This window comes from Curtobacterium sp. MCPF17_031 (assembly GCF_003234035.1).
Lineage (GTDB): Bacteria > Actinomycetota > Actinomycetes > Actinomycetales > Microbacteriaceae > Curtobacterium.
In genome coordinates this window covers 1-25556 of sequence record NZ_QKSG01000010.1, presented here as the reverse complement: position 1 = coordinate 25556, position 25556 = coordinate 1, and the positions used below count along the sequence as shown (strand labels likewise).

The following is a 25556-nucleotide window of genomic DNA, read 5'->3' as shown; positions in this document are numbered from 1 at the left end:
GGCGGCCCGCAACGGAGTACCGCTGCGAGATGCCGCCGAGGTCGCGCGTTGCGGTCGGACCGTCAGCGTCCCTCCGGGTGCACGCTCCCGAGCAGCTCCACGAGCGCGCTCCGGAGCGAGTCGGGCAGCCCGACGGTCTCCAGCTCCACGAGTCGGTCGGATCGCGGGACGTCCCGGTCCACGACCTCCCACGCGGTGAGCTTCTCGGCGTTCCCCGCCTGGGCGCTCTCCAGCAGCTGCCGGGCGGCGTCCCGGGCGTCGACTCCGACGGTCGGCGCGCCGGCGAGGGTGAGCGTCGCACCCTCGTCCGTCACGACGTCCAGGTCCACGGAGAAGCGGTCGGCCGCGACGACCTGCACCTCTTGCCCGTCCGCGGGCGAGCCGAGGAACGTGATCCGCCACCGTCGCCGGACGGGCACGCTGTCGACGTCGCCGTCCGCCGGGTCGATCCGGAAGGAGGCCGTGCTCCGGTCCCAGGTCAGCGTCGTCCGGCAGACGCCGCCGTCCGGGTCCTCGGGCCCCTCGCGGTCCTCCACGAGCGTGAACGACCCGGAGGCCCCGGGCGCGACGAGCACCTCGAGGGCCGCCGGGTTGACGGTCGCGTCGACCTCGTCCGGTGCGGCGAGCGGCAGGATCCCGCCGGCACGGAGCAGCACGGGGATGGTCTCGAGGCTCCGGTGCAGGTCCACGAACCGGTCGCCGGCGTAGGTGGTGCCCGTGAAGACGTCCGTCCAGGTCCCCGCCGGCAGCCAGGCCCGGGCGCGACCGCGCAGGGTCACGGGGTCGCGCGGTTCGACGATCGGCGCGACGACGAGCTCGGTGCCGAAGGCGTACTCGTTCGGGACGCGGTAGGCCTCGTCCCGGTGCGGTTCCAGGTGGTACATCGGTCGGACGAGCGGTGTGCCGGCGGCGGCGAGGTGGTTCATCGTGTGCAGGTACGGCACGAGTCGGTGCCGGAAGCGCAGCGCGTCACCCATCGCGGCCCGCGGCTCGGCGGGGAACACCCAGGGCTCCTTGCGGATGAACGGGTTGTTCGCCGAGTGCAGCCGCATGACGGGGGAGAACACCCCGAACTGCACCCACCGGGTGGCGAGTTCGTCGTCCCGGACACCGCGGGTGTGGCCGCCGATGTCGTGGCTCCACCAGGGGTACCCGATGTTCGCGGCGGTCGCGGTGAACTCCGGCTGGAACGCCAGCGACGCCCACGAGACGACGGCGTCCCCGGAGAAGCCGACGGCGTACCGGTGGCTGCCGGGGCCGGCGTAGCGGGAGAACGTCATGCCGGCACCACCATCGCGGGCCGAGTCCAACAGGTGGAAGTGGTTGAGCACCCAGAGCGGGTCCACCCCCGGGACGGAGGACGTCCGGCCCTGCTGCCAGTCGATCCACCAGAAGTCGACGCCCTGTTCCTCGAGCGGACGGTGCAGGACCTCGAAGTACGCCCGGAGGAAGTCCGGGTCGGTGGGGTCGAAGCCGATCGTCTGCTCGGTGTCGGGGTCGACGCCGAGCGCCTCGGCCATCGCGGGGTAGGCGTCCTCGAAGGCCCGGACCCCGTCGGCGGGGTGCAGGTTCAGCGTGGTGCGCATCCCACGCCGGTGGAGTTCGGCGAGGAAGCCCTGCGGATCGGGGAACAGCGACGGCTCCCACGAGTACCCGGTCCAGCCGTTGCCGAAGCGCGCCGGCACGGAGTCGACCCGGTGCCAGTCCATGTCGATCACCGCGACGGAGAACGGCAGGCGTTCCTCGTCGAACCGGTCGAGCAGCGCCAGGTAGGAGCTGTCCGAGTACGGGTGGTACCGGCTCCACCAGTTGCCGAGCGCCCAGCGTGGCATCAGCGTCGGCGCACCGGAGACGGCGTGGAAGGCACGCAGTGCCTCGCCGTAGTCGCGCCCGTACGCGAACACGCTGACGTCCCGGCGGCCGGGGATCCGGCTGCCGACCCAGCCGTCGTCCTCGAACAGGAACGACTCGCTGTCGTCGAGCATGACGATGCCGTCGCGCGCCAGGATGCCGGACTCGAGCGGCATCCGCCCGTCCACGTCGTCGAGGGTGCGTCCGGTGCCACCCAGGTCACGGGCCTCCTGTCCGTACCGCCACCGGTTGGCGTCGGGGCCGGAGGTCTCGACGACCAGGCCGGCCGAGGAGAAGGGCCGACCGTCGTAGCGCAGGGTGGCGCGGTCGGTCGTCACCTCGACCCCCTCGCCGCGGCGGATGACGGTGTACTCGGGGACGTCCAGCCGTCGCCGGATCGCGAAGGTCGAGGCGCGGTCCTCGAACCCGCCGTCCTCGCTCCACTCGACCCGGAACAGCCCGTCGCGGAGGACGGTGACCCGCCAGTGGTCGCCGGTGACGGTCGCGTCCGGGGACGCGACCGGGTCGGAACCGGGGAACGGGCGGATGGTGGGCAGTGGCGACGTGGTCACGGGTGGTGGTCCTGTCTCGGCCGGTCGGGCCGGGGTCGGTCTGGAGGCTCGGCTCAGCTCTTGACGGCGCCCTGCGTCACGCCGCTGATCACCCAGCGCTGCGCGAACAGGTAGACGACGATCGTCGGTGCCATCGCCATCAGGTACGAGGCGAAGGCGACGTTGTAGTTCGTGCCGAACTGGCTCTGGAAGATGTTCTGCACGACGGGCAACGTCTGCAGTCCGGGGTCGGCGGTGATGAGCGACGGCATCATGAAGTCGTTCCAGCTGGCGAGGAACGCGAAGATGCCGACGGTGGCGTTCATCGGCCCGAGCAGCGGCAGGATGACGCGCCAGAAGATCTGCCACGTGGAGGCGCCGTCGATGCGGGCGCTCTCCTCCAGCTCGACGGGGATGGACCGGAGGAACGCCGAGTACAGCAGCACACTGAACGACAGTTGGAACATGGCGTGCAGGATCGCGACGCCGACGGGGTTGTCCAGCGAGATCATCGCGGTGAGCTTGATCTGCGGCAGGGCGACCACCGGGAACGGCAGGAACATCGCGGCGAGCAGGTAGACGAACGACCAGCGGAAGAACCGGCGGTGCCAGTTCCGCACGACCGCGTACGACGCGAACGAGCTGAGCAGCAGGGTCGCGACGACGGTGAGCGCGGCGACGCCGAGCGACACCGAGAACGAGATCGGGAAGCGCGTGAGCTGCCACGCCTCGGCGAAGCTCGCCGGGTTGAACGGCAGCGGCAGGGACAGGGCGTTCCCGTCCACGGCCTGCGCGCTCGTCTTGAACGCCATCGCGACGGTGACGTACAGCGGGATGAGGACGCTCAGCGAGGCGATCGCCAGGATGACCGTCAGCGGCCAGTTCACCCGGTCGAGCCGGCGGCGACGCGGTTGACCGGGGGTGGTGCGGGCGGCTGCGGTCGCGGGGGACCGGGTGTCGATGGCGCTCATGCGAGTCGGAGGTTCCTTCCGCGCGTCACTGCGAGCTGCAGGACCGAGATGAGGACGGTGATGATGAAGAAGACGGTCGCGTTGGCCATCTGGTAGGCGTAGTCGCCGCTGGTGAAGCCGGTGAAGATCGTCATCGCGACACTGCTCGTCGCGGAACCGGGTCCGCCGTTGGTCAGGCCGACGATGACGTCGTAGGCGCCGAGGTAGCCCTTCACGCCGAGCACCGTGTTGATCACGATGAACCCGCTGATGAGCGGCAGGGTGATCGACCGCAGCTGCTTCCACGTGCCGGCGCCGTCGAGCGAGCTGGCCTCGTAGACGTCCGACGGGATCGAGGTCAGTCCCGCCGTGTAGATGAGCAGGGCGCCGGGGATCGTCTGCCAGGCGGAGACCACGACGATGGCGAGCCACGCCAGGTTCGGGTCACCGAGGATGCTCTGCTCGAGCGGGCCGAAGCCGACGGAGGTGGCGAACGCCGGCAGCGTGTTCGAGAACATGTAGTTGAAGACGTAGGCGACGACGATCCCGGACACCACCATCGGGATGACGAACACCGACCGCAGGCCGGCGGCGAAGCGGACGCGCTTCGACAGGGCGACGGCGAGCGTCAGTGCGATCACCTGGGTGACGATGACCGTCACGACCGCGAAGCCGAGCGTGAACCCGTAGGACCCGAGGATCGCCGGGTCGGACACGAGTGCGCGGTAGTTCGCCAGACCCAGGAAGTGCCACTGCCCGAACCCGAGGTAGTCGGTGAAGCTGTAGAAGATGCCCACGCACGCCGGGGCGACGACGAACGCCGTGAACAGCACGAGCGCGGGGACGAGGAACAGGTAGTACATGCCCTCGGTGCGGTGCAGCGAGCCGACGCGTCGGTGCACCCGGGTCGCTGCCGTGGCGGGACCGGGACGCGGGTCCTGCGTCTCGGGGGTCAGTGGGGTCTGCATGGTCATGATCGCTCCTGGGTTCCGGGTTCGGTCCGACGGGTGCTGGTCGCGCCGGTCAGACCGTCGCCGAGCGTCCGGCGAGGCGTCGCCAGTCGGTGTCGAGCCGCCGCAGCATCGAGTCGAAGTCCCCGCCGCGGATGGCCGTCTGCAGGTAGTTGCCGAGCGGGATGGAGGTGGGGATGAAGGTGCCGGCACCCTGGTAGAAGGCGCCGTCGTCGACGTACTGCTGGAGCCCCTCGAGTCGCTCGTCGGTCTGCGGGGGAGCGTTCTCGGTGGTCGAGAACGCCAGGTTGTCGCGGTTGTAGGCGTTGATGACGTCCGGCTGCATAAGGAACTCGACGAGCTCCTGCGCCTGGTCGAGGTGCGGGGTCGTGGTGGGGATCCACAATCCGAGGTCGATGTTGACCCGGGCCTTGCGGTCGCCCGGGTCGTTCGAGACGGGCAGGGCGAACGTGCCGACCGGCAGTTCCTCGTCCACCAGGGCGATCTGACCGAGGGCCCACGGTCCCTGCAGGTACATCGCGGCCTTGCCCTGCCCGAAGGCGAGGTTGCCGTCCGCGTAGGAGCGGGTGGCGTGGTCGGGGTTGAAGAACGACGAGATCGTCTTCGCGCGCTCCATGGGCAGGGCGAAGTCCTTCTCGAACGACACCTCGGCATCCGGCCCGACGTCGGTCCCGAGAGCCTTCATCTTCCGGAAGAACGAGCCGGTGTCGACGAGGCTCCCGACCGAGTAGTCGAACAGGCCCTGCCAGAGGGTCCAGGTGTCCCGGTCGGTCGCGTACACCGGGGTGATGTCGGCCTTCTGCAGCGCCGTGCAGACGTCCACGAACTCGTCCCAGGTGGTCGGCACGGGCAGGCCCTGCTCGGCGAAGATCCGCTTGTTGTAGATGACCCCGGCCGCCGCGAGCGAGAACGGCAGCACGCTCGTGCGGTCCTCGTACTTCGCGTACTGGTTCGTCAGGCCGTCGATGCTCTCCCGGACCCGGCCCGCCGACGGCAGGTCGCTCAGGTCACGGAGCACGCCACGCTCGATGTAGCGCGCGAGTTCGAGGTTGTCGTTGAAGCATCCGACGTCTGCCGGCTCCCCGCGGACGAACTGTGGGGCGATGGCGCCGGTGCTGTCGTGCACGACGCGCACGCCGGAGTTCTCCCGCTCGAAGCGGCGGAGCAGGTCGTCGAAGTAGGCGATGACCTCCTGCTTCTGCTCGTAGAAGCGCAGGGTCGTCCCACCCGCAGCGGTGCCGGCGGCGGAAGGGGCCGAACACCCGGCGAGCGCCAGTGTCCCGAGGCCGAGTCCGCCGACCGCGCCCGCCAGGAACCCGCGGCGGCTCAGCGCCGTCCGTGCCGTTGTGCTGCTCATGACCATGGTCACTCCCTCTCGCGCTCCATTGCGCCAGCCCATGTTTACAGCGCTGTAAACCGAAAGTCAACGACCCGACCCGCCACCGGTGAGAGCCCCGGTGAGCGGAGTCGGGTCGGCACCGGACCCCGGCGGCGCAACCGCTCGACGGGGTCCGGTGTTGTCAGCCGTGGGCCGTCCGGCCAGCGACCTCAGTCGGCGTCGACGACGACCGCCGTGATGACCGGAGTGCGGCGGTGTCGACGGAGGAACCACCGCTCGAGCCCCTCGGCGATGGCGTGTTCCGCCGCGGCGCCGTCGATGTGTCCCCGCCTGGTGGCTTCGGCGATCGCCTTCGACGCGACCTGCTCGGCGTGGGTCATCCAGCCGGCTTCCTCGACGAAGCCCTTCGGCAGGAACTCGACCGGGTCGACGAGCCGCTGCGTGCCCTCGTCGAAGATGCCGAGCACCGTGATGTGGCCCTCTTCCGCGAGCGACAGGCGGTCCTTCAGCGCCGCCTCGGTCGCCACGCCGATGGTCGATCCGTCGACGAAGACGTACGGGGCCGGGATGCGCCCCGCGATGCGGGCCTTGCCACGATCGAGGTCGACCACGACGCCGTCCTCGACGACGAGGACACGGTCCTCCGGGACACCGGTCCGCACCGCCAGCTCGGCGTTCGCCACGAGGTGACGCCACTCGCCGTGCACGGGCAGGACGTTCTTCGGCTTGACGAGGTTGTAGCAGTACACCAGCTCGCCGGCGCTGGCGTGACCGGACACGTGCACCTTCGCGTTGCCCTTGTGCACGACCGTGGCACCCCAGCGGATGAGGCCGTTGATGACGCCGTAGATCGCGTTCTCGTTGCCCGGGATCAGGGAGCTCGCCAGCAGGATCGTGTCGCCCTCGCCGACCTTGATGATGTGCTCGCGACGTGCCATCCGCGACAGCGCGGCCATCGGCTCGCCCTGGGAACCGGTGCAGATCAGGACGCTCTTGTGGTCGGGGAGCTTCCCGAGCTGCTTGAGGTCGACCACCAGGCCGTCCGGGATGTGCAGGTAGCCGAGGTCGGCGGCGATGCCCATGTTCCGGACCATGGACCGGCCGACGAAGGCGACCTTGCGGCCGTGGCGCTTCGCGGCGTCGAGGACCTGCTGGATCCGGTGCACGTGGCTGGCGAAGCTCGACACGACGATGCGCTTCGGTGCTTCGCGGAACACGCGGTCGATCGCCGGACCGATCTCCTGCTCGGCCGTCGTGAAGCCGGGGACCTCGGCGTTGGTCGAGTCCGTCATGAACAGGTCGACCCCTTCGTCCCCGAGGCGGGCGAAGGCGTTGAGGTCGGTCAGACGGTGGTCCAGCGGGAACTGGTCCATCTTGAAGTCACCCGTGTGCAGCACCGTGCCGGCACTGGTGCGGATGGCGACCGCCAGGCCGTCCGGGATGGAGTGGTTGACGGCGACGAACTCCAGGTCGAACGGTCCGGCGGCGTGCCGGTCGCCCGCCGCGACCTCGTGCGTCACCGGGGTGATGCCGTGCTCCTGCAGCTTCGCGGTGATGAACGCGAGGGTGAGCTTGGAGCCGATCACCGGGATGTCCGGGCGTTCCTTCAGCAGGTACGGCACCCCACCGATGTGGTCCTCGTGCCCGTGCGTGAGGACGATGCCGTCCACCTGGTCGAGGCGGTCCCGCACGGCGGTGAAGTCCGGGAGGATCACGTCGATGCCCGGCTGCGTCTCTTCCGGGAACAGCACACCGCAGTCCACGACGAGCAACTTGCCGCGGTGTTCGAAGAGCGTCATGTTCCGACCGACGTCACCGAGTCCGCCGAGCGGAGTGACGCGCAGGGCGCCGCGCTTGAGCGGTGCGGGTTGCTTGAGGTCGAGGGCGTGCTGGGGAGCGGGCATGGCGGCGATGTGCCTTTCATCGGTGTGGCTCGGTCGCGCAGCGGAACACGCGGGTCATGGGCGGCTCCGCCGTTCGCGTCGCTGGTGAGCGCGAGGGGGCCGTTCGGTCGCCGCGAGGACTCCTGCAGCGAGGTACCGCCGACCAGCGTAGGCGAGATCGACGGCGAGCCGACGACGGCGAGCCCGACGACCGCGGTGTCAGGCGTAGCGGCGAGCTGCCCGGAGCGCCGCGTCCGTGTAGGAGCCGCCGAACAGCAGGACGTGCAACAGCAGGGGTGCGAGCTGGTGCAGCTCGACGCGCTCCTGCCACCCGGGGGCCAGGCGCGACTCGGCGTCGTACGCGGCCAGGACGGTCTGCAGTCGGGGCAACCCGAACAGTGCGAGCAACGCCAGGTCCGTCTCGGCGTGCCCGCCGTGCGGGTTCGCGTCGATGAGCACCGCGCCCGTCGGCTCGGACGCATCCCGCGGCCACAGCACGTTCCCGGCCCACAGGTCACCGTGCAGCCGGGCGGGTCCGTCCCCGACCAGCGCGGGCTGCGGCGAGCCGAGCGTGCCGTCCTCCAGGCGGTCGCACACGCGCTCGAACACCGCGGCCTCGGACCGGTCGTAGCCGCCCGCGTCGACGATGCGCTGCACGTAGTCGCGGATCCGGTACTCGGCGAAGAACTCGCCCCAGCGCTCCGGTGCCTCGGTCGCGGGGACGAACGGTGTCCGCGAGCGGCCCATCCGCAGCGGCCCGTTCGCCGGGAACCCGGGCGACGGTGCTCCCCAGTGTGACGCGCCGGCAGCGTGGGTGTGGGCGAGTGAGCGGCCGAAGCGCTCCGCCTGGGCGGTCGACGGTGCCGTGTCGGAGACGAACTCGAGTTCGAGCACCGTCGGGCGCGGACGAGCCATGACCCGGGCGACGCGGGTGCCGCCGGCGTCCTCGGCCTCGGCGAGCCACTCCAGTCCGGCCGCCTCGGCAGCGGCCTCGTCCGGGCTGGTGAAGGTCTTGACGTAGGTCTCCGACATCGCCCCATCCTGCCGAGCGCGCCTGGTGACGGGGTCGACGTGGATGCCGCTCACACCGCGTCGACGAGCGCCCGCGCCAAGGGGTGCCACGGTCGGGACGACGGTCCGGACAGCACCAGGGTCCGCTCGTACCGTGGTGCCACCGGCAGCATCACGAGCCCGGCGGGCAGCATCACGCGGCCGAGCGTCGGCACGATCGACACCCCTTCGCCGCGCTCGATCATCCCGAACATGGTGCTCATCTCCCGGACGCGGTGGGCGTACCGGAAAGGCTGCCCGGCGATCTCGTGCATCCGCTGGATCTGGTGCTCGCAACCCCCGCCGCCGGCGACCAGGCCGTCGTCGTGGAGGTCGTCGAGCGTCAGCGCCTCGGCTCCGGCGAGCGGGTGGTCGCGCCGGACCACGGCGGCCATCTCGTCCGTCGCCACGACGACCCCGCCATCGGGGACGGTGACCGGGTCGACGAGCACGGCAGCGTCGACGGTGCCGGCCTCGAGCCACTCCGGCATTTCGTCGTCGTCGCCCTCGTAGACCTGCACGTCGACGTCCGGCAGCGTCACCGACCAGAGTTCCCGGAGCCGTGGGAGCAGTCCCTGGCACACGGTCGGCACGGCGGCCAGGCGCACGGTGCCGCGGGCCGTGGCGGGCCGGACCACGGCCTCCAGGGCGTCGACGGAGGCGAGCACGCCGCGGGCGTGGGCCAGCAGACGGTCGCCCAGCGGGGTCGGGACGGCGGCCGTGCCGCGGCGGACCACGGGACCGCCGACCTCGCGTTCCAACCCGGCCACGGCGTGGGAGACGGCGGACTGGCCGACCCCGAGCACCACGGCCGCCGTGGTGAACGAGCCGGCGTCCACGGTGGCGACGAAGGCGCGGAGTTGCGGGAGCGAGACGGTCATGCGTGTCCTTCATGTCGACATGAGGTCCATGCGTTTGCCGCATGTGCGTGCTGTGCCGAGACTAGGCCACATGAACGCCCTCCTCTACGTGCTCGTCGCCCTGACCTGGGGCTCGAGCTTCTTCTTCGCGAAGATCGGGCTCGACGGTCTGGCACCGCAGCAGGTGGCCACCGTCCGCACCGTGCTCGGTGCGTTGACGCTCGTCGTGGTGCTCCTGGTCACACGCCGTCGTTGGCCGCGCGAGAAGCGCGTCTGGGGGCACCTGCTCGTCGTCGCGGTGTTCCTCAACGCGGTGCCGTCGTCGCTGATGGCGTGGGCGGAGCAGACCGTGCCGTCGGGACTCGCGAGCATCTACAACGCGACGACGCCGATCATGACGCTGCTGGCGTTGGCCGTCCTGGTCCCCACCGAGCGGCTCACCCGCCGGCAGGTCGGCGGGATCCTCCTGGGCATCGTCGGGGTGCTGGTCCTGGTCGGACCGTGGGACGTCCTCGGCGATCCGCAGGTGCTGGCGAGTGTCCCCGGGCAGGTCGCGCTGCTCGGCATGACCGCCTCCTACGGCGTCGGCCTGGCGTGGCTCCGCCGCTTCGGCGTCGGCGGCGGGTACGACCCGACCACCGTCGCGACGGTGCAGCTCACCCTGGCCGCCGGGCTGATGCTCGTCGTCGCGCCCGTCGTCGCCACGGGTCCGGTGCAACTGGACTGGAGGGTCGTGGGCGCCATGGTCGCGCTCGGTGCCGTCGGCACCGGGCTGGCCTACGCATGGAACACCCGGTTGGTCGGCGCATGGGGCGCGGGGCGCGCCTCCACCGTGACCTACCTGACACCGGTCGTCGGCGTCGCGCTCGGCGTCCTGGTGCTCGGCGAGCCGCTGCGGTGGAACGAACCGGTCGGCGGGCTCGTCGTGCTCGCCGGGATCGCGCTGGCCTCCGGTCTGCTCGGGGCACGGCGTCGCCGCCGCACCGGGGCGGTCGCAGCCCCGGTCGCGGCCGCCGAGCCGTCCGTCACCGAGCCGCCCGTCACCGACCCGTCGGCACCTGCTGGCGCAGCGGCTGCGTACTCGTCTCGTGCAGACCGCGACCCGTCGTCTCCGGTGCCATGAGCTGCGACAGGATCCCGCCGGCGACGCACACCGCCGCCGCGATGAGCATGCACGCGCCGATGCCGATCGACGAGATCCCGACCGGCAGCAGGAACGTGCCGGCAGCAGCACCGATCCGACTGCAGGCGGCGGCGAAACCGACCCCGGTGGAGCGGACCTCGGTCGGCAGCACCTCGATCGGGTAGACCGCCGTCAGGTTGCCCTGGGCGGCGTTCATGAAGGAGAACACCGCGAAGCAGAGCACCACCACGACGGCGGGTGCCGACCCCCAGACCCCGACCACGGCCAGGGCGACCGCCATGATCCAGAACGGCGGGATGAGCTGGCGACGACGGCCGAGCCGTTCGATCGTGAGCATGCCGACGAACGCACCGACCGCAGCCATCGCGTTGACCGTGATGGTGCCCGCGGCCTCGTTCTGCAGGCGCAGGGCGTCGAGCACCGTCGGCGCGAACGTGAAGATCGCGAAGTACGGGGCGACGTTGCACGCCCAGAACAGCGAGATGAACGCCAGCCGCTGCCGGTTGTCCTTCGAGAACAGCACCCGGTAGCCGCCCGCGCGCTGCTCCTCGGCCGCGTACTGCTCCTCGCGGAAGTACGCCTCACCGCCCAGGTGCGCCGTGACGATCGCGCGTGCCTCGTCCACCCGGCCGCGGGACAGCAGCCACCGCGGCGACTCCGGGAACCCGATCCGGGCGATCGCGGTGACCACCGCGGGCAGGGCGCTCGTGACGAGCACCCACCGCCAGCTGAGGTCGAACGCGTCGATCATCACGTACGCGGTGACGACGGCGATCAGGTACCCGCCGTACCAGCAGACGAGCAGCCCGGAGAGACGTCGCCCGCGGTCCGCCGCCGGCGCGAACTCGGCGAGCATCGCGGCCCCGATCGCGTACTCGGCACCGATCGCGACCCCGAGCAGCACCCGGACGACGAACAGTTGCCACCCGTCGGCGACGAACGCCTGCGCGAGTCCGAGCACGATGAACGCGAGCACGTCGATCGTGAAGACCCGCCTCCGCCCGAACCGGTCGGTCAGCCACCCGGCGAGGGGCGCCCCGATGAAGATCCCGATCAGCGAGCTGGCCCCGATCAGCCCGGCGAGCACGGGGTCCAGCCCGAGCGCGACGGTGATCGCGGGGAGCGCGACGCTGATGACACCCAGGTCGAAGCCGTCCAGGCCCTCACCCCAGGCGCAGGCGAACGTCATCCGACGCAGGAAGCCCGTGCGGCCGGGCGGGGTGTTCGTGGTGGTGGTCATGGTCGTTCCTCCCGCGCCGGGGTCGACGCTGCTCGGAACCTAGGCCGCGTCGGGCCGGACACCATCCAGGATGTCCACGGAGCGGGACCGGCCGTCCACCGCTTCCGTACGCTGGCCGGGTGACCTCTCCGCGCAGGCCCTCCACCATCCGCCTGCTGTTCGCGTCCTCGCACCCGGGTCCCACCGTCACCGTCACCGTCCTGGCGGCGGTCATCGCCACCGCGGTCGGGCACCCGTTCCGGGTCGTCGTCCTGGTGGCGCTCGCCGTGGTCGCCGGGCAGCTGTCGATCGGGCTCGCCAACGACTGGATCGACGCCGACCGCGACCGGGCCGTCGGGCGGAGCGACAAACCCGTCGCCCGCGGGCTCGTCGCCGTCACCACGGTCCGGACCGCCGCGTTCGCGACCGCCGGTGTCGCCGTCGTGCTCTCGCTGTTCCTCGGTCCGGTCGCCGCCGTCGCTCACGTGGTCCTCGTCGCGGCCGGGTGGGCCTACGACGCGGGGCTGAAGCGGACGGCGGCCTCGGTCGCGCCGTTCGTCGTCGCGTTCGGGCTGCTGCCGGTCGTCGCGGTCGCTGCCGGACCCGACGGTGGGTGGCCGGCGACGTGGGCGATCGCCACCGGGGCGGTGTTCGGCGTCGCGATCCACTGCACGAACGTCCTGCCCGACCTGGTCGACGACGCGGCCACCGGTGTCCGCGGGTTCCCGCACCGCCTGGGGCTGCACGCGTCCGGGATCGTGGCGTTCGGTTCGCTCGTCGTCGCTGCCGTCCTGGTGCTGCTCGGGCAGCTCGGCGGGGACGACCCGGTCCGCGGAGCCGGTGCGTTGCTCGCGGTCATCGGTGCCGTCGTCGTGGTCGTGCTCGCGGCGGTCGGGGTGCGGCTCGTGCTCACCGGTCCGCCGACCCGCGCCCTGTTCCGGCTCGTCATCGCGTCGTCACTCGTGCTCGTGGTCGAACTCGGGATCGCGGGCGCCGCACTCGTCGCGTGAGTCGCAGGCCGGGCGCGCCGTACAGTGCACCATGACCGAAACCACGCCGACCCCCCACCTGCTCCGGCTCGGGGTGCTGGCTGTCTCCCGGAAGGCCGACGAACGTCGCCTGCCGATCCACCCTGCCCACCTCGGCCGCATCGACCCGGACCTGCGCGCACGGATGGTGCTGGAGCGGGGGTACGGGGACCGGTTCGGCGTCCCCGACCGTGACCTCGAGCCACTCGTCGCCGGGATGGCCACCCGTGACGAGATCATCGCCACGTCCGACGTGGTGCTCCTGCCGAAGCCCCTGGCCGCCGACCTCGCCGACCTCCGCGACGGCCAGGTGCTCTGGGGCTGGCCGCACTGTGTGCAGGACCAGGCCCTGACGCAGCTCGCGATCGACAAGCGTCTGACCCTGATCGCCTGGGAGGCGATGAACCACTGGCGGGAGGACGGCGGCTTCGGCCTGCACGTCTTCCACAAGAACAACGAGCTCGCCGGGTACTGCTCGGTGCTCCACGCCCTGCAGCTCTGCGGCTCCACGGGGGACTACGGCCGACGTCTCACCGCCGTCGTGATCGGGTTCGGGGCCACCGCGCGGGGAGCCGTCACCGCGCTGAACGCGCACGGCGTCCACGACGTCCGCGTCCTGACCAACCGGGACATCGCGGCGGTCGGGTCGCCGATCCCGTCGGTCGACATCCTGCAGTTCGAGCACGACGACCACACGCCCTTCGCGAGCACGGTGCGAACGCCCGACGGCCCGGTGCCGCTGGCGCCGTACCTGGCGGAGAACGACATCGTCGTGAACTGCACGCTCCAGGACCCCAACGCCCCGCTCACGTACCTGCGCACCGAGGACCTCGACGCCTTCCGGCCGGGGAGTCTCATCGTCGACGTGTCGATCGACGAGGGCATGGGCTTCAGCTGGGCTCGCTCCACTTCCTTCGCCGAGCCGATGATCACGGTGGGTGACTCGACGAACTACTACGCCGTGGACCACAGCCCGTCGCTGCTCTGGAACTCGTCGACGTGGGAGATCAGCGAGGCGCTGATGCCGTTCCTCCGGACCGTGATGTCCGGTCCGTCGGCCTGGGCGGAGTCCGACACCATCCGTCGTGCAGTGGAGATCGAGGACGGGCGGGTCCGCAACGACGCGATCCTGGCGTTCCAGGGTCGTGCGGCCGAGTACCCGCACGCCGTGACCGCCTGACCCCGGTCGCGCCCAGCCCGGTCCGTCCCTGGTCGGACCGGGCGGCCGACTCGGCGCGCGCCCGGCGCTCGCGTTCTGCGGACAGGACCGCGCCCCGGCGTGCACCGCCGCGGGTCCGGTCGTATGCTCACCGCACGGTCACGCAACGGTGCGTGACGGGACATCGAAGAGGACCGGCCATGCCAGTTGTCGACGTGACACGAACGACCACCCCCGCGCTCGGACGGGACGGCGCGCAGCTGTCCTGTCCCCGGTGTTCCCGCCCGCTGCGCGTCGCGCGGAACCAGTACTACGGCGTCGGTCTCGCCGTCCACGAGTGGCTGCACGTGTGCCCCGTGTGCCCCTGGTTCGCATTCGCGCCCTCTCCCACCGCGGTGGCAGTGGTGTCCGGCCAGCAGCGCACCCTGCCTCGGTGGGCGGCCCTGTTCCAGCGGTACGGACGGCACCGCACCGCCCGCTGAGCGACGGCACGGGCGACCCGACCGGCTACGCCCACGCCATCGCGTACAACCGGGCGAGAGCACCGGAGGTCGGGAGGGCCAGGACGGACCGGAGCAGCGCCTCCCGGCCGATGCCGATCGCGTCTGTGACGGCACGTCCGAGGGCCATGTTCGCCTCGGCCTGCCGACCCGCTCGACGGGCGGCGGCCTGGCGGCGGCGCGCGTATGACGGCCACGGGCCGGCCTCGCCGGTCCGCACCGCGTCGGCGAGCAACGGTGCGAGTTCCGCGGCGTCCAGCCAGCCGAGGTTCATGCCCTGCCCGCCGATCGGGCTGATCTCGTGGGCCGCGTCGCCGACCAGGACCACTCGGCCGACGCCGACACGCTCCGCGGTACGGCGCCGCACACGGAACGCGCTGAGCATCGAGCAGGTGGTCGGGTCCGGTGCGACGCCGGTCCGTTCGCGGACGATCGCCGCCAGCCGGGAGGCCTGTCCCGCCTCCGGTGCGTCCGCTGCGGCTGCCCGGGCGGCCGGGTCGACGAGCGGGTCGTCGGCGTGCAGCAGGGCGACGTAGCGCCGGCGACCGTGGGGCAGGGGGAAGGACTCGACGACCCCGGCCGGCCCGACGTCGACGAGCGCCGTGGCGCGGGCGTCCGGGTCCTCGGGGTCGGCGAAGTCACCCATCACGTACCGATCCGGGTAGTCCCGACCGGTCGTGCCGATGCCGAGCAGGTCGCGGACGACGCTCCGGGCGCCGTCGGCACCGACGACGAACGAGGCCCGGACGGTGACGCTGCGGCCATCCTGGTCGGTCCCGGTCGCGTCCACGTGGTCGGCGTGCCGGGCGAGGTCGACGAGCGTGGTGCCGGTGCGGAGGGCCTCGGGTGCGCTGGCGTCGAGACGTTCGCGCAGCAGGGTCTCGGTGCGGTGCTGGTCGAGCGTCGCCACGTAGGGGTGCGTGTCCGAGACGCGGGCGAACGGCAGCGCGCCGAGGACCCGACCGCGACTGCGGGCGACACCGGTGCGGACGAGGACGGCCTCCTCGAGCACGGGGCCGGCCAGGCCGACCGCGGCGAACGCGTCGAGGGACGGCGGGTGGATCCCGATGGCGCGGGAGCCGACGGGGTCGGTGGTCCGGCGTTCCCAGACCTGGACCGCGGTGCCGCGTGCTGCGAGGAGCGCGCCGAGGAACAGGCCGACCGGTCCGCCGCCGACGACGAGGACGTCCGTGGTGTCCGTGGTCACGGGGTGAGCCTACGCACGACCGTGACCGCCGCCGGCAGGAGTGCGGATCCCGACCCCCAAAGGGCCCTTTGACGGTGCCGACCCCCGACTGCCACGATGCCTCCGTGTCCACGATCGACGAACTCCGCGCGACCGCGCACCCCATCCGCCTACGACTGCTGTCCCTGCTGACGGGCGTCGCGATGAGCGCCGCCGAGGCCGGACGGGAACTCGGGCTGTCCCAGGCGACCGCGAGCTACCACCTCCGGGTCCTGGAGCGGGCCGGGCTCGTCCGGGTCGTCGAGGTCGTCCGGCTGCGGGGTGGTGAGGCGAAGCGCTACCGACACGAGGCCTCCTCGGTGCCGTTCGACGCCCACGAGGTGCATCCGCTCGACCCCGAGGCGGCCGAGGACCGGCTGGTGTACCTCGACGCCGTGGCCGAGGAGCTCCGCCGACGCGCCCGCGACCAGGTCGACGGTCCCGGCGTCTCGACCGACGCCGAACTGTGGGTCGACCCGGAGACCTGGCGTCGTGTGGTGCAGCACATCGGCCAGGCGTCCGCGATCCTGCACGCCGCTGCCCGTCCGCCGCGGACACCCGGCACGCGTCCGGTGTCGGTCACGGCCGCCCTGTTCCCCCTCCGCCGCTCGTGAGCACCACGGTCGACAAGTTCGGTCCGCTGCGTTCCGCGCCCTTCCGGTGGCTCCTGGCAGCGCGGACGACGAGCATCCTCGGCAACGCGGTCGCCCCGATCGCCCTGGCGTTCGCGGTGCTCGACCTCACCGGGTCCGCCGCGGACCTGGGCCTCGTCGTGGCGGCGCGGTCGGTCGCGAACGTCGCGGTCCTGCTCTTCGGCGGGGTGATCGCGGACCGGTTGCCCCGCGAAATGGTCCTGGTCGGAACGTCGTCCGCGGCCGCCGTCACGCAGGCCGCAGTGGCCGTGCTCGTCATCACCGGGTCGGCGAGCATCCCGTCGCTCGTGGTGCTGAGCGTCCTGAACGGGGCGGTCGCGGCCGTCAGCCTGCCCGCCGCGGGCGCGCTCGTGCCGGACACGGTGCCCGAAGCGCAGCTCCGGCCGGCGAACGCCCTGCTCCGGCTCGGGCTCAACGGCGGGAGCATCCTCGGAGCTTCGGCCGGTGCCGGACTCGTCGCGGTGGTCGGACCGGGGTGGGGGCTCGCCGTCGACGCAGCGGGCTTCGCCGTCGCCGGGGTCCTCTTCGCGCGCATGCGACTGCCGCGCGAGCGTGCCGTGGCCGACCGGCCCGAGCGCACCTCGGTCGTCGCGGACCTCCGCGAAGGATGGCGTGAGTTCGTCGGCCGCCGCTGGGTCTGGATCGTCGTCCTGCAGTTCGCCGTGCTCAACGCCGCCTTCGTCGGGGCGACCGCGGTGCTCGGACCCGTCGTCGCGGACGCCTCGTTCGGCCGGGCGGCCTGGGGGCTCGTCGTCGCCGCGCTGTCGGTCGGACTGGCGGTCGGCGCGGTGATCGCCCTCCGGTGGCACCCCCGACACGCGCTCGGCATCGGTGTGGCGCTGATGGTCGTCGCGGCGGTACCGGTCCTCGCCCTGGCGCTCCGCCCCTCCGTCCCGGCGTTGATCGTGTCGTTCGCCGTCGCCGGGGCCGCCATCGAGGTCTTCTCGATCGCCTGGGACCAGTCCCTGCAGACGAACGTGCCGCGGGACGTCCTGGCCCGGGTCTACTCGTACGACGCCGTCGGGTCGGTCGTCGCCGTGCCGTTCGGCGAGGCGCTCGTCGGACCAGTCGCGCACACCGTCGGAACCACACCGACCCTGCTCGGCTGCGCGGTGCTCATCGTCGTCGCCACCGTGGTCGCGGCCGTCACCCCGAGCGTCCGCGGCGTCACGGTCCAGGAGGCTCCTCCGGCCTGATCCGCGGGACTGTCCGCGAACCGCACGGCCGTCATCGTCTGCCCGCGCTCCCACCCGCACCGGTGTTCCGTACCGGGCGGATCGAACACCAGCACGAGCACCACGCCAGGAGGCAGCCATGAGCACACCCGACGACGACACCCGGCCCGTCCGTCACGCCGGAGCGAGCGACGGCACCGGCCCGGAGGGAGCGCACCGCGATGGCGAGGCCTCGCACGCCGTCCCGGCACACGACCAGGACGGACCGGACGGGGCCCGGAACCACGGGACCCGCGACGGGGCAGCGGCGACGGCCGTCGGCGGTGCCGCCCGCGCCGACCGCGGACCGACCCAGCGAGAGAGCGTCCTGGAGCGCGAGAAGGACGAGTTCGCCGGCTTCAAGTGGGGCTCGGCGTTCTTCGGCTGGCTCACCGCCACCGGTACCGCCGTCATCCTCACGGCGATCCTCACCGCGGTCGGCGCCGGCGTCGGCCTCGGCCAGAACGCCGGTGACGTCGACAGTGCCGCGAAGGACGTCACGAAGAACGGCGACGTCGTCGGCATCGTCGGCGCCATCGCCCTCGCCGTGATCCTCTTCGTCGCCTACGTCGCAGGCGGATACGTCGCCGGCCGGATGGCACGGTTCTCCGGCGCCAAGCAGGGTGTCGCGGTGTGGATCTGGGCGGTCGTCATCGCGATCGTCGTGGCGATCGTCACCGCCGTCGCCGGCAGCCAGTTCAACGTGCTCGGGAACCTCAACAGCTTCCCGCGCATCCCCGTCGACGAGGGCGCCCTGACCGTCACGGGCATCATCACGGTCGTCCTGGTCGCGGTGATCAGCCTGGTCGGCGCCGTCCTCGGTGGCCTGGCCGGCATGCGGTACCACCGCAAGGTGGACCGCGTCGGCCTCGGTCGCTGACGTCCGGCTCCGACCACCCCACGAACTCACACGCCCGCAACCCCACAGCACGAACGGAAGGAACGACCATGATCGACACGAACACCATCAACAGCGTCTTCGGCGCCAAGGTCATCGACCCGGACGGCCAGAAGGTCGGCACCGTCAAGCAGGTCTACGTCGACAACGAGGACGGGCACCCGCTCTTCGCCAGCGTCTCGACGGGGCTGTTCGGCACGTCCGAGTCCTTCGTCCCCCTCGAGGGCGCCGACCTGACCGGCGACGAACTCCGTGTCGCCTACGACAAGGACCGCATCAAGGACGCCCCGCGCATCGACGCCGACGGCGACCTGAGCGACGGCGAGCAGGACCGGATCTTCGACCACTACGGCCTCGGCAGCGGTGCCGCGGGCACGACCGGCACCGGCACCGGCACCGGCGCGGACGACGGCACGATCGGCGTCGACCCCGATCTGACCCCGACCGACCCGGCCGCAGCTGGCGGGCACCACACCGGTGACACCGCCGGTCGCGACCTCCCCGCCACCGATGACCGTGTGGCCGGAGCGGCCGGGTACGACACCACCGCGGACGCGGCGGGCGTCGCCGACAGCGACACGGTCACCGGCCGCGACACCGTGGACACCGACCGTGGCGTGACCGACACGACCGCGTCCGCCGGAAACGACACGACCGCGTCCGCCGGACACGACACGACCGCGTCCGCGGGGCACGACACGTCGGGGCCGGACACGGACGACGCGATGACCCGCTCGGAGCAGCGCCTCGACGTCGGCACGCAGCGCGTCCAGACCGGCCGCGCCCGTCTCCGCAAGCACATCGTGACGGAGCAGCAGAACGTCACCGTGCCGGTGCAGCACGAGGAACTGCGCGTCGAGACCGAGCCGATCACCGACGGCAACGTCGGTGCTGCGACCGACGGCCCGGACCTGTCCGAGGAGGAGCACGAGGTGACGCTCAGCGAGGAGCGCGTCGTCGTCGACAAGGAGACCGTCCCGGTCGAGCGCGTCCGCCTCGGCACCGAGACGGTCACCGAGCAGCAGCAGGTGTCCGAGGACGTCGCGCACGAGGAGATCGAGCTCGACCAGGACGGCGACACCCGCCGCTGAACCGTCCGGACCGCTGTGGTCCGGACCACGACCGGACGGGAGGCCCGGTGCCGGTCGGCACCTGGGCCCCCTCCGGGCAGTGCCGTCCCGCCGCGTCCCCGGCGGGGCGGTTCGTCCCGCCGCGTCCCCGGCGGGACGGCCGTGTCCGGTGGGGAGCCTCCCGTCCGTGGTTCCACCGGGACGCACGACGCGGTCACCGATCCGTCCGGGGCACTACCGTGTGCGCATGGCCGACACGGATGAGCCCCAGACCGATGAGCCGCCCGCGGGCGGCTCGACGCCCGCGCAGCACATCGACGCGATGATCGCGGCGCACCCGGACTGGCGCGGTGCGGTCCTCGCCGACGCCCGTGCTGCGGTGCTGGCCGTCGACCCCGCGATCGAGGAGACGTGGAAGTGGCGCGGTGCCCCGGTGTGGGAGCTCGACGGCATCCTCGTCGTCGGCAACGTCTTCAAGCAGGCCGTGAAGCTCGGCTTCATGTACGGCGCGTCCCTCGACGACCCGGACGGTCTCTTCAACGACGAGCTCGGCGGCAACCAGCGCCGCGCGATCAAGTACTCCGCCGGTGACGCCGTCGACGTCGCGGCGTTGCAGGCGCTCGTCCGTCGGGCGATCGAGCACAACCACACACGACGCCAGGCCGGTCGCCGGCGTTAGCTCGTGGCGGCGCTCCGCGCGGCCCGGTCCTCGGTGACCAGGCGGTGGGCCTCCCGGGTGCGGGCGCGGAGCTTCTCGACCGGGACCTCGACCGCGTAGGCCGCGCCGATCGACACCACGACCGCGGCGGCGAAGAGCCAGAGGTCGCCGAACCAGCCGATCGCGAACGTGCCGAGCAGCGCGATGACGAGCGGGTGCCAGAGGTACGCGGAGTACGAGACCCGGCGGCCGAACCAGGCGACCGGGGTCCAGGAGAGCGCCGCCGACACCGGGGTACGGACCGAGACCAGGCCGCCGATGAGCATCGCGGCGAAGACCCCGGTGACCGGCATGAGCAGGCCGAAGGTCCAGGCGTGCTCGGTCCAGTCGTCGTCGATCCAGAACTGCACGCCGAGGACCGCAGCCGCCCCGACCCAGGTACCGACGTGTCCGGCGAGACCTGAGGCGAACGAACGGAAGCGCTCGTCGTCGAGCAGCAGCGCGAGCAGGCACCCCGTGGCGAGCGGGACGACGCCGAGCACGGGCGAGAAGTACACGTCCGGGGTGGACCCACCGGAGGGCGTGCGGTAGCTCAGCCAGGCCGCTGCCGAGGCGCCGACGACCACGGCGGACAGCCCGGTGAGCAGCGTGCGCCGGCGTCGTCCCAGGGCGAGCAGGAGCACGAGCACCGGCGGCCAGACCAGGTAGAACTGCTCCTCCATCGACAGGCTCCACGTGTGCGCGAAGACGCCCTGCGTGGTGTCCCAGAACGACCGGTAGAGGTTGCCGGTGTAGGTCAGGGCGATGAACGCGGCCTCGCCCGCCGAGAACGAAGCACCCTTGTAGTCCCCGACCCAGTTCCAGAGCAGCAGCCCGGCGACCACGAGTGCGAGGAGCGCCGGGTAGAGCCGGAGCAGCCGCTTCCACCAGAACACACCGAGCCGCACCGTGCCGGTCTTCCGACGTTCACGGAGGAGCAGCGTGGTGATCAGGTAGCCGGAGAGCACGAAGAAGACGGTCACGCCGATCCACCCGCCCTCGAACTGCGGCACGTGCAGGTGGTAGAGGACCACGATGACGATCGCGACCGTGCGCAGGCCGTCGAGGGCCAGGGCGCGGTGGGCGACCGGCGCGGGTGGGGCCGTCCGGGTCGGGACGGCCGGGGTCCCCGCCTCGGTGACGGTCGTCTGGGTCGGAGCCGGGGCTGCGGTCCGGGTCATCCCGCCAGTGTCCTCCGGGAGTCCAAGAACGGGCTCAGTGCGCTCCGGTCACCCAGCGCTCAGGCGTGCTGTCGACCCAACGCGCTCGCCAGGGCCTCGAGCCGTTCGGTCGCCAGATCGGGCATCGTCCGCGTCTCGTCCGGGGAGATCCACTGCGCGAACGCCAGGTGGAACACGGTCACGCCGGACTGGGCCACGAGGGTCGCGGCGGGCTCCGGGACGCCGCGGTCGCGGAGGAGCTCGGCGAGCCGGGTGCCGAGGCCGGACAGCTTCGCGAGCTCCCGTTCGCCGAGCGCTGGTTCGGCGTCGATCACCCGCTGGCGTGTGCGGGACCACTCGCGGCGGTCCTCGGGGAAGAACGCTCCGGCACCCGCCAGCGCCCGCGCCACGAGTTCGAGCAGGGGAGTGTCGGCCGAGGCCTCCTGGATCGGGCCGACGAACATCTGCAGGAAGTCGTCCTGTCCGGCGAACAGGACCTCGCGCTTGTCGGCGAAGTGCCGGAAGAAGGTGCGCTCGGTGACCGCGGCGGCACGGGCGATGTCGGCGACCGTGGTGGTCTCGAACCCATGGTCGAGGAACAACTGCAGCGCGGTCGCCTGCAGTCGCTCCCGCGTCCCGGGTTGCCATCTCGCCATGCCGGGAGTCTACCGAGCAATAACGGCGATGACAGCCGCTGACATCGGGTGTACCGTTTCCCGATGTCAGCAACTGACATCAACAAGAAGGGCATCACCATGCACGTGTTCGTCACTGGAGCCTCCGGATGGATCGGCTCCGCCACCGTCGACGAGCTCCTCACCGCCGGTCACCGCGTCACCGGGCTCGTCCGGTCCGACGCTGCTGCCGCATCCGTCGCGGCGAAGGGCGCCGAGGTCCTGCGCGGCGACCTCGACGACCTCGCGGCCCTCCGGCGCGGAGCCGAGGCCGCCGACGGGGTCGTCCACCTCGCCAACAAGCACGACTGGGCGCACCCCGAAGAGACCGACGCCGCGGAGCGAGCCGCTGTCGAGACCCTCGGCGGAGCCCTCGTGGGTAGCGACCGGCCCCTCGTCGTCGCATCCGGCGTCGCTCGACTCGCCGGTGACCGGGCCGCGACCGAGGCCGACCCCAACCCAGCCGTCGGTCCGAAGTCGATGCGCGGTGGCAGCGAGAACCGCGCCCTCGACTTCGTCGACCAGGGCGTCCGCACCGTCATCGCCCGCTTCGCCCCGACCGTGCACGGCGACGGCGATCGCGGGTTCATCGCGATGCTCGCCGAGGCGGCCCGCCGACACGGTGTCGCCGCCATGGTCGGCGACGGCTCGAACGGCTGGGCGGCGGTGCACCGGACCGACGCGGCCCGCTTGGTCCGGCTGGGTCTGGAGAGCGCGCCCGCCGGCACCCGGATGCACGTGACCGCGGAGGATGCCGTGCCGACACGCGACATCGCGCAGGCCATCGGGGACGTCCTCGGCGTGCCGGTGACCTCGATCCTTCCCGACGAGGCAGCGGCCCGTCTCGGCTTCGTCGGCACCTTCTTGGGCATGCAGCTGGCCGCGACGTCGGCCGTCACGCGGGAGCGTCTCGGCTGGCAGCCGACCGGGCCGACGCTGCTCGAGGACATCGCCGCGGGCGCGTACACGGCAGCGGGGGCCTGACGGGTCAGGCGGCTCGTCCGGACCACGCGACAGACGGGAGGCTCCCCACCGGACCGGTGGGGAGCCTCCCGTCTGTCAGTGGTGACGTCTGTCACCTCGTGGCGGCTACTCCGCCTTCTGCAGCTGCCAGGGCTCCGGCTCGCGGTCGCCGTTCGGGCGCACCGGACGGACGTCGCCGACGATCGGGATCGAGCGCTTCCGCATGAACCACACGTAGCGGACGAAGAAGTGGGTCAGCGTCGACATCCGGTTGCCGTTGCCGAGCAGGCTGGTGATGTGGACGAACACCCACGCCGCCCAAGCCACGGGGCCGACCATCGTGATGCCGCCCCGCAGCTGGGCGACCGCGGCGTTCGTGCCGATCGTCGCCATCGTGCCCTTGTCGAAGTACTTGAACCGTTCGGTCGGCTTGCCGGCCAGGCGACGCTTGATCTGCTCGGCGACGTGCTTGCCGCCCTGCAGCGCCGGCTGCGCGAGCTGCGCGAGCGCGTCGTCCTGCGCAGCGATGTCGCCGGCCGAGAAGACACGGTCCACGCCCTTCACGCTGAGGTCGTCGTTCACCTGGATGCGGCCGCCGTGGGTCTGCGGCAGCCCCCAGTTGCCGACCTCCTTGTGTGCCGACACACCCGTCGCCCAGATCACCTGCGAGGCGGGGATGACCTCGCCGCCGGCCAGGCGGACTCCGTCGGGCATGACCTCCTCGACGCCGGAGTTCAGCCGCAGGACGACGCCGCGCTTCAGCAGGATCTTCGCCGCGTACCGGCGCAGTCGCGGGGCGAACGGCTTGAGGAGCTCGCCGCTGCGGTGCACGAGCGTGATCGAGATGTTGCCGCGCTCGATCTCCGGGTAGGCGCCGACGAGTGCCTGGTCGCGGAGTTCCGCGAGTGCCCCCGCCATCTCGACACCGGTCGCACCGCCGCCGACGATGACGACGCGGATCTCGTCCGGACCCTGCTTCGCGGCGGCCTGCTCAAGGCGGGTGAAGAGCTCGTCGCGGATGCGGAGAGCCTGGGAGCGGGAGTACATCGAGTACGCGTACTCGTAGGCGCCGGGCGTCCCGAAGTAGCTCGTGTTCACGCCGTTGGCCAGGATCAGGTAGTCGTAGTGCAGGTGCTCGCCGTCGGACATCTCGGCGATCCGCTCGTCGTGCCGGATCCCGGTGAGCAGACCGTGGCGGAAGTCGGCGTTCGACTGCCGGGCACGCAGGCTGCGCAGGAAGTACGTCACGTCGCCCGCGTTCAGGCCGCCGGTCGCCACCTGGTACATGAGCGGCTGGAACATGTTGTAGACGTGGCGGTCGACGAGCGTGACCCGGACCGGAGCGTCCTTCAGCTCACGCATGGCGGCGATCCCGGCGAATCCACCGCCGACGATGACGACGTGTGGGCGGGTGTCCTGCGGCATGGTGAGCTCCGGTTTCGTGCGGTCTGGGCCACCCAGAAGGGTACGCCGATCGCGCGCACCTGCCGTCCACCCCTGTGGCTGACGGCCGGGAGGCGCGGCTTCAGTCCGCCGACTCGGCGTACCGCCCGTAGGTGCTCAGGACGTTGCCCTTGCTCGTCACGGAGTTCGCGACCAGCCGGAGGCGCGTGGGCGGGTCGGTCGGCTCGAACAGCTTCCGACCGCGGCCGGCGACGGCCGGGTGGATCATCAGCTGCAGTTCGTCGAGCACTCCGGCGAAGAGCAGACTGCGCACCAGGGTCACGCTCCCGCACACGGCGATGTCCGCTCCGTCACGCTGCTGCAGCTCGCGGACGAAGGTGGGGACGTCGCCGGTGATGCGCGTGCTGTTCTCCCACGCCAGGTCGTCGCCGAGGGTGGTGGACGCCACGTGCTTCTCGATCGGGTTGATCCACTGGCCGAAGGGGTCCTCCGGGTGGGCGGGCCACCACTCCGACCACTCCAGGTAGCTGTTCCGGCCGAGCAGCACGGTGTCGGTGGCGTCCATCCACGCGGTCATGCCCGCGCCGAGTTCGTCGTCGAAGCTGTCGTACTGGAACTCGTACGGGTCCTGCACGACACCGTCGACCGAGGTGAAGAGCCCCGCTGTGACCTTGCGCATGGGCGCGAGCGTAGCGCTGGCCGGAGTCGGAGCACCAGGGCCTGCGCCCGCGCCGCGGTCAGTTGCCGCTGCCGTCCGTCCCACTGTCGGTCTGGCCGCGGGGGCCGAAGCCGGGGCCGGAGAACGACGCGCCGCCGTGCGCTCCGCCGACCGCGTGGCCGACCGCGAAGCCGACGCCGCCGCCGACGAGCAGTGCTGCGAGACCGACGGCCACCGCCACGATCGGCCAGAACCACGGCGGTCGCGGTGTGGTCCGTCCGGTCGGTGCCGGAGCGGGGGTGCCGGACCAGGCCGGGGGAGCGGGGTGCCTCCCGGCGAGAGCGGGACGAGCGATGTCGGGGCCCGACTGCGGGGCGGCGGTGGCGGTGCCCGCGGTCGGGCCCCGACATCGCTCGTCCCGCTCTGTCTCTTATA

23 protein-coding genes are annotated in these 25556 nt (G+C 71.9%); 9 read left to right on the top strand and 14 right to left on the bottom strand.

Going from position 1 to position 25556, the window contains the following annotated elements; all coding sequences use genetic code 11:
- Positions 1-62: 62 nt before the first annotated feature.
- The 7 genes from DEJ31_RS13800 to DEJ31_RS13770 form a co-directional block, all read right to left on the bottom strand.
- On the bottom strand, positions 63-2423 hold the full coding sequence (locus DEJ31_RS13800; RefSeq protein WP_110904875.1) for a glycoside hydrolase family 31 protein: 2361 nt from the start codon (positions 2421-2423) through the stop codon (positions 63-65).
- A gap of 53 nt (positions 2424-2476) precedes the next feature.
- Positions 2477-3373 (bottom strand): carbohydrate ABC transporter permease, encoded by an 897-nt coding sequence (locus tag DEJ31_RS13795; protein ID WP_111122151.1) that lies wholly within the window; start codon positions 3371-3373, stop codon positions 2477-2479.
- The gene (locus DEJ31_RS13790) at positions 3370-4326 is read right to left on the bottom strand and encodes a carbohydrate ABC transporter permease (RefSeq protein ID WP_110904877.1); all 957 of its coding nucleotides are present in this window, start codon (positions 4324-4326) and stop codon (positions 3370-3372) included. Before DEJ31_RS13790 ends, DEJ31_RS13795 begins: the two co-directional genes overlap by 4 nt.
- Positions 4327-4375: 49 nt before the next feature.
- Entirely contained in the window at positions 4376-5680 is a 1305-nt protein-coding gene (locus tag DEJ31_RS13785; protein ID WP_258366313.1) for an ABC transporter substrate-binding protein, read from the bottom strand.
- Positions 5681-5871: 191 nt separating this feature from the next.
- Positions 5872-7566: a ribonuclease J gene (locus tag DEJ31_RS13780; RefSeq protein ID WP_110904878.1), complete on the bottom strand. Its 1695-nt coding sequence runs from the start codon at positions 7564-7566 to the stop codon at positions 5872-5874.
- A gap of 198 nt (positions 7567-7764) precedes the next feature.
- Positions 7765-8577, bottom strand: a complete 813-nt coding sequence (locus tag DEJ31_RS13775) for a fructosamine kinase family protein (protein WP_111122150.1) — start codon at positions 8575-8577, stop codon at positions 7765-7767.
- Between the two features lie 50 nt (positions 8578-8627).
- Positions 8628-9476, bottom strand: a complete 849-nt coding sequence (locus DEJ31_RS13770) for a LysR family transcriptional regulator (RefSeq protein ID WP_111122149.1) — start codon at positions 9474-9476, stop codon at positions 8628-8630.
- A 70-nt stretch (positions 9477-9546) separates the two neighbouring features.
- Here DEJ31_RS13770 and DEJ31_RS13765 point away from each other — a divergent pair, with 70 nt between their 5' ends.
- Positions 9547-10578, top strand: coding sequence for a DMT family transporter (locus DEJ31_RS13765; protein WP_111122148.1), 1032 nt, complete (start codon positions 9547-9549; stop codon positions 10576-10578).
- Here DEJ31_RS13765 and DEJ31_RS13760 read toward each other — a convergent pair.
- The gene (locus tag DEJ31_RS13760) at positions 10496-11839 is read right to left on the bottom strand and encodes an MFS transporter (protein WP_110904882.1); all 1344 of its coding nucleotides are present in this window, start codon (positions 11837-11839) and stop codon (positions 10496-10498) included. The two genes, DEJ31_RS13765 and DEJ31_RS13760, sit on opposite strands and share 83 nt — an antisense overlap.
- Positions 11840-11958: 119 nt before the next feature.
- On the opposite strand from DEJ31_RS13760, the gene DEJ31_RS13755 reads away from it, so the two are divergent.
- Both DEJ31_RS13755 and DEJ31_RS13750 read left to right on the top strand, forming a co-directional pair.
- Complete coding sequence (locus tag DEJ31_RS13755; RefSeq protein ID WP_111043975.1) at positions 11959-12828, top strand: UbiA family prenyltransferase; 870 nt, start codon at positions 11959-11961, stop codon at positions 12826-12828.
- Positions 12829-12859: 31 nt separating this feature from the next.
- Positions 12860-14026, top strand: a complete 1167-nt coding sequence (locus DEJ31_RS13750) for a N(5)-(carboxyethyl)ornithine synthase (RefSeq protein ID WP_110904884.1) — start codon at positions 12860-12862, stop codon at positions 14024-14026.
- A 486-nt stretch (positions 14027-14512) separates the two neighbouring features.
- Here DEJ31_RS13750 and DEJ31_RS13740 read toward each other — a convergent pair whose 3' ends face one another.
- On the bottom strand, positions 14513-15712 hold the full coding sequence (locus tag DEJ31_RS13740) for an NAD(P)/FAD-dependent oxidoreductase (protein ID WP_111122146.1): 1200 nt from the start codon (positions 15710-15712) through the stop codon (positions 14513-14515).
- Positions 15713-15816: 104 nt separating this feature from the next.
- On the opposite strand from DEJ31_RS13740, the gene DEJ31_RS13735 reads away from it, so the two are divergent.
- The 5 genes from DEJ31_RS13735 to DEJ31_RS13715 all read left to right on the top strand — a co-directional run bounded on the left by DEJ31_RS13735 (position 15817) and on the right by DEJ31_RS13715 (position 20244).
- Positions 15817-16344 (top strand): helix-turn-helix domain-containing protein, encoded by a 528-nt coding sequence (locus DEJ31_RS13735; protein WP_110904887.1) that lies wholly within the window; start codon positions 15817-15819, stop codon positions 16342-16344.
- Positions 16341-17579: an MFS transporter gene (locus DEJ31_RS13730; protein ID WP_111043979.1), complete on the top strand. Its 1239-nt coding sequence runs from the start codon at positions 16341-16343 to the stop codon at positions 17577-17579. Before DEJ31_RS13735 ends, DEJ31_RS13730 begins: the two co-directional genes overlap by 4 nt.
- A 118-nt stretch (positions 17580-17697) precedes the next feature.
- Positions 17698-18477, top strand: coding sequence for a hypothetical protein (locus DEJ31_RS13725; protein WP_181433536.1), 780 nt, complete (start codon positions 17698-17700; stop codon positions 18475-18477).
- A 68-nt stretch (positions 18478-18545) separates the two neighbouring features.
- Positions 18546-19586: a DUF2382 domain-containing protein gene (locus tag DEJ31_RS13720; protein ID WP_111043980.1), complete on the top strand. Its 1041-nt coding sequence runs from the start codon at positions 18546-18548 to the stop codon at positions 19584-19586.
- A 226-nt stretch (positions 19587-19812) separates the two neighbouring features.
- Positions 19813-20244 (top strand): DUF1801 domain-containing protein, encoded by a 432-nt coding sequence (locus tag DEJ31_RS13715; protein ID WP_111122145.1) that lies wholly within the window; start codon positions 19813-19815, stop codon positions 20242-20244.
- On the opposite strand, the gene DEJ31_RS13710 is transcribed toward DEJ31_RS13715, so the two are convergent.
- Positions 20241-21443, bottom strand: a complete 1203-nt coding sequence (locus DEJ31_RS13710; protein WP_111122144.1) for an acyltransferase — start codon at positions 21441-21443, stop codon at positions 20241-20243. The genes DEJ31_RS13715 and DEJ31_RS13710 overlap by 4 nt on opposite strands.
- Positions 21444-21502: 59 nt before the next feature.
- On the bottom strand, positions 21503-22078 hold the full coding sequence (locus DEJ31_RS13705; protein WP_111122143.1) for a TetR/AcrR family transcriptional regulator: 576 nt from the start codon (positions 22076-22078) through the stop codon (positions 21503-21505).
- Between the two features lie 63 nt (positions 22079-22141).
- Here DEJ31_RS13705 and DEJ31_RS13700 point away from each other — a divergent pair, with 63 nt between their 5' ends.
- A complete protein-coding gene (locus DEJ31_RS13700) occupies positions 22142-23080 on the top strand; it encodes an SDR family oxidoreductase (RefSeq protein WP_258366312.1) in 939 nt (312 codons plus the stop codon).
- A gap of 105 nt (positions 23081-23185) precedes the next feature.
- Here the strand turns inward: DEJ31_RS13700 and DEJ31_RS13695 are convergent, their stop codons facing one another.
- From DEJ31_RS13695 to DEJ31_RS17290, 3 genes are all read right to left on the bottom strand, one after another.
- Positions 23186-24484: an NAD(P)/FAD-dependent oxidoreductase gene (locus tag DEJ31_RS13695; protein WP_110904906.1), complete on the bottom strand. Its 1299-nt coding sequence runs from the start codon at positions 24482-24484 to the stop codon at positions 23186-23188.
- Positions 24485-24584: 100 nt separating this feature from the next.
- Complete coding sequence (locus DEJ31_RS13690) at positions 24585-25142, bottom strand: dihydrofolate reductase family protein (protein WP_111122142.1); 558 nt, start codon at positions 25140-25142, stop codon at positions 24585-24587.
- Between the two features lie 58 nt (positions 25143-25200).
- Complete coding sequence (locus tag DEJ31_RS17290) at positions 25201-25356, bottom strand: hypothetical protein (RefSeq protein WP_181433535.1); 156 nt, start codon at positions 25354-25356, stop codon at positions 25201-25203.
- Between the last annotated feature and the right edge of the window lie 200 nt (positions 25357-25556).

Bases quoted from the DNA above. Each gene is read 5' to 3' on its own strand.
- DEJ31_RS13795 (WP_111122151.1), bottom strand. From the start codon at position 3,373: ATGAGCGCCATCGACACCCGGTCCCCCGCGACCGCAGCCGCCCGCACC.
- DEJ31_RS13790 (WP_110904877.1), bottom strand. From the start codon at position 4,326: ATGACCATGCAGACCCCACTGACCCCCGAGACGCAGGACCCGCGTCCC.
- DEJ31_RS13785 (WP_258366313.1), bottom strand. From the start codon at position 5,680: ATGAGCAGCACAACGGCACGGACGGCGCTGAGCCGCCGCGGGTTCCTG.
- DEJ31_RS13780 (WP_110904878.1), bottom strand. From the start codon at position 7,566: ATGCCCGCTCCCCAGCACGCCCTCGACCTCAAGCAACCCGCACCGCTC.
- DEJ31_RS13775 (WP_111122150.1), bottom strand. From the start codon at position 8,577: ATGTCGGAGACCTACGTCAAGACCTTCACCAGCCCGGACGAGGCCGCT.
- DEJ31_RS13770 (WP_111122149.1), bottom strand. From the start codon at position 9,476: ATGACCGTCTCGCTCCCGCAACTCCGCGCCTTCGTCGCCACCGTGGAC.
- DEJ31_RS13765 (WP_111122148.1), top strand. From the start codon at position 9,547: ATGAACGCCCTCCTCTACGTGCTCGTCGCCCTGACCTGGGGCTCGAGC.
- DEJ31_RS13760 (WP_110904882.1), bottom strand. From the start codon at position 11,839: ATGACCACCACCACGAACACCCCGCCCGGCCGCACGGGCTTCCTGCGT.
- DEJ31_RS13750 (WP_110904884.1), top strand. From the start codon at position 12,860: ATGACCGAAACCACGCCGACCCCCCACCTGCTCCGGCTCGGGGTGCTG.
- DEJ31_RS13725 (WP_181433536.1), top strand. From the start codon at position 17,698: ATGAGCACACCCGACGACGACACCCGGCCCGTCCGTCACGCCGGAGCG.
- DEJ31_RS13720 (WP_111043980.1), top strand. From the start codon at position 18,546: ATGATCGACACGAACACCATCAACAGCGTCTTCGGCGCCAAGGTCATC.
- DEJ31_RS13715 (WP_111122145.1), top strand. From the start codon at position 19,813: ATGGCCGACACGGATGAGCCCCAGACCGATGAGCCGCCCGCGGGCGGC.
- DEJ31_RS13710 (WP_111122144.1), bottom strand. From the start codon at position 21,443: ATGACCCGGACCGCAGCCCCGGCTCCGACCCAGACGACCGTCACCGAG.
- DEJ31_RS13705 (WP_111122143.1), bottom strand. From the start codon at position 22,078: ATGGCGAGATGGCAACCCGGGACGCGGGAGCGACTGCAGGCGACCGCG.
- DEJ31_RS13700 (WP_258366312.1), top strand. From the start codon at position 22,142: ATGTCAGCAACTGACATCAACAAGAAGGGCATCACCATGCACGTGTTC.
- DEJ31_RS13695 (WP_110904906.1), bottom strand. From the start codon at position 24,484: ATGCCGCAGGACACCCGCCCACACGTCGTCATCGTCGGCGGTGGATTC.
- DEJ31_RS13690 (WP_111122142.1), bottom strand. From the start codon at position 25,142: ATGCGCAAGGTCACAGCGGGGCTCTTCACCTCGGTCGACGGTGTCGTG.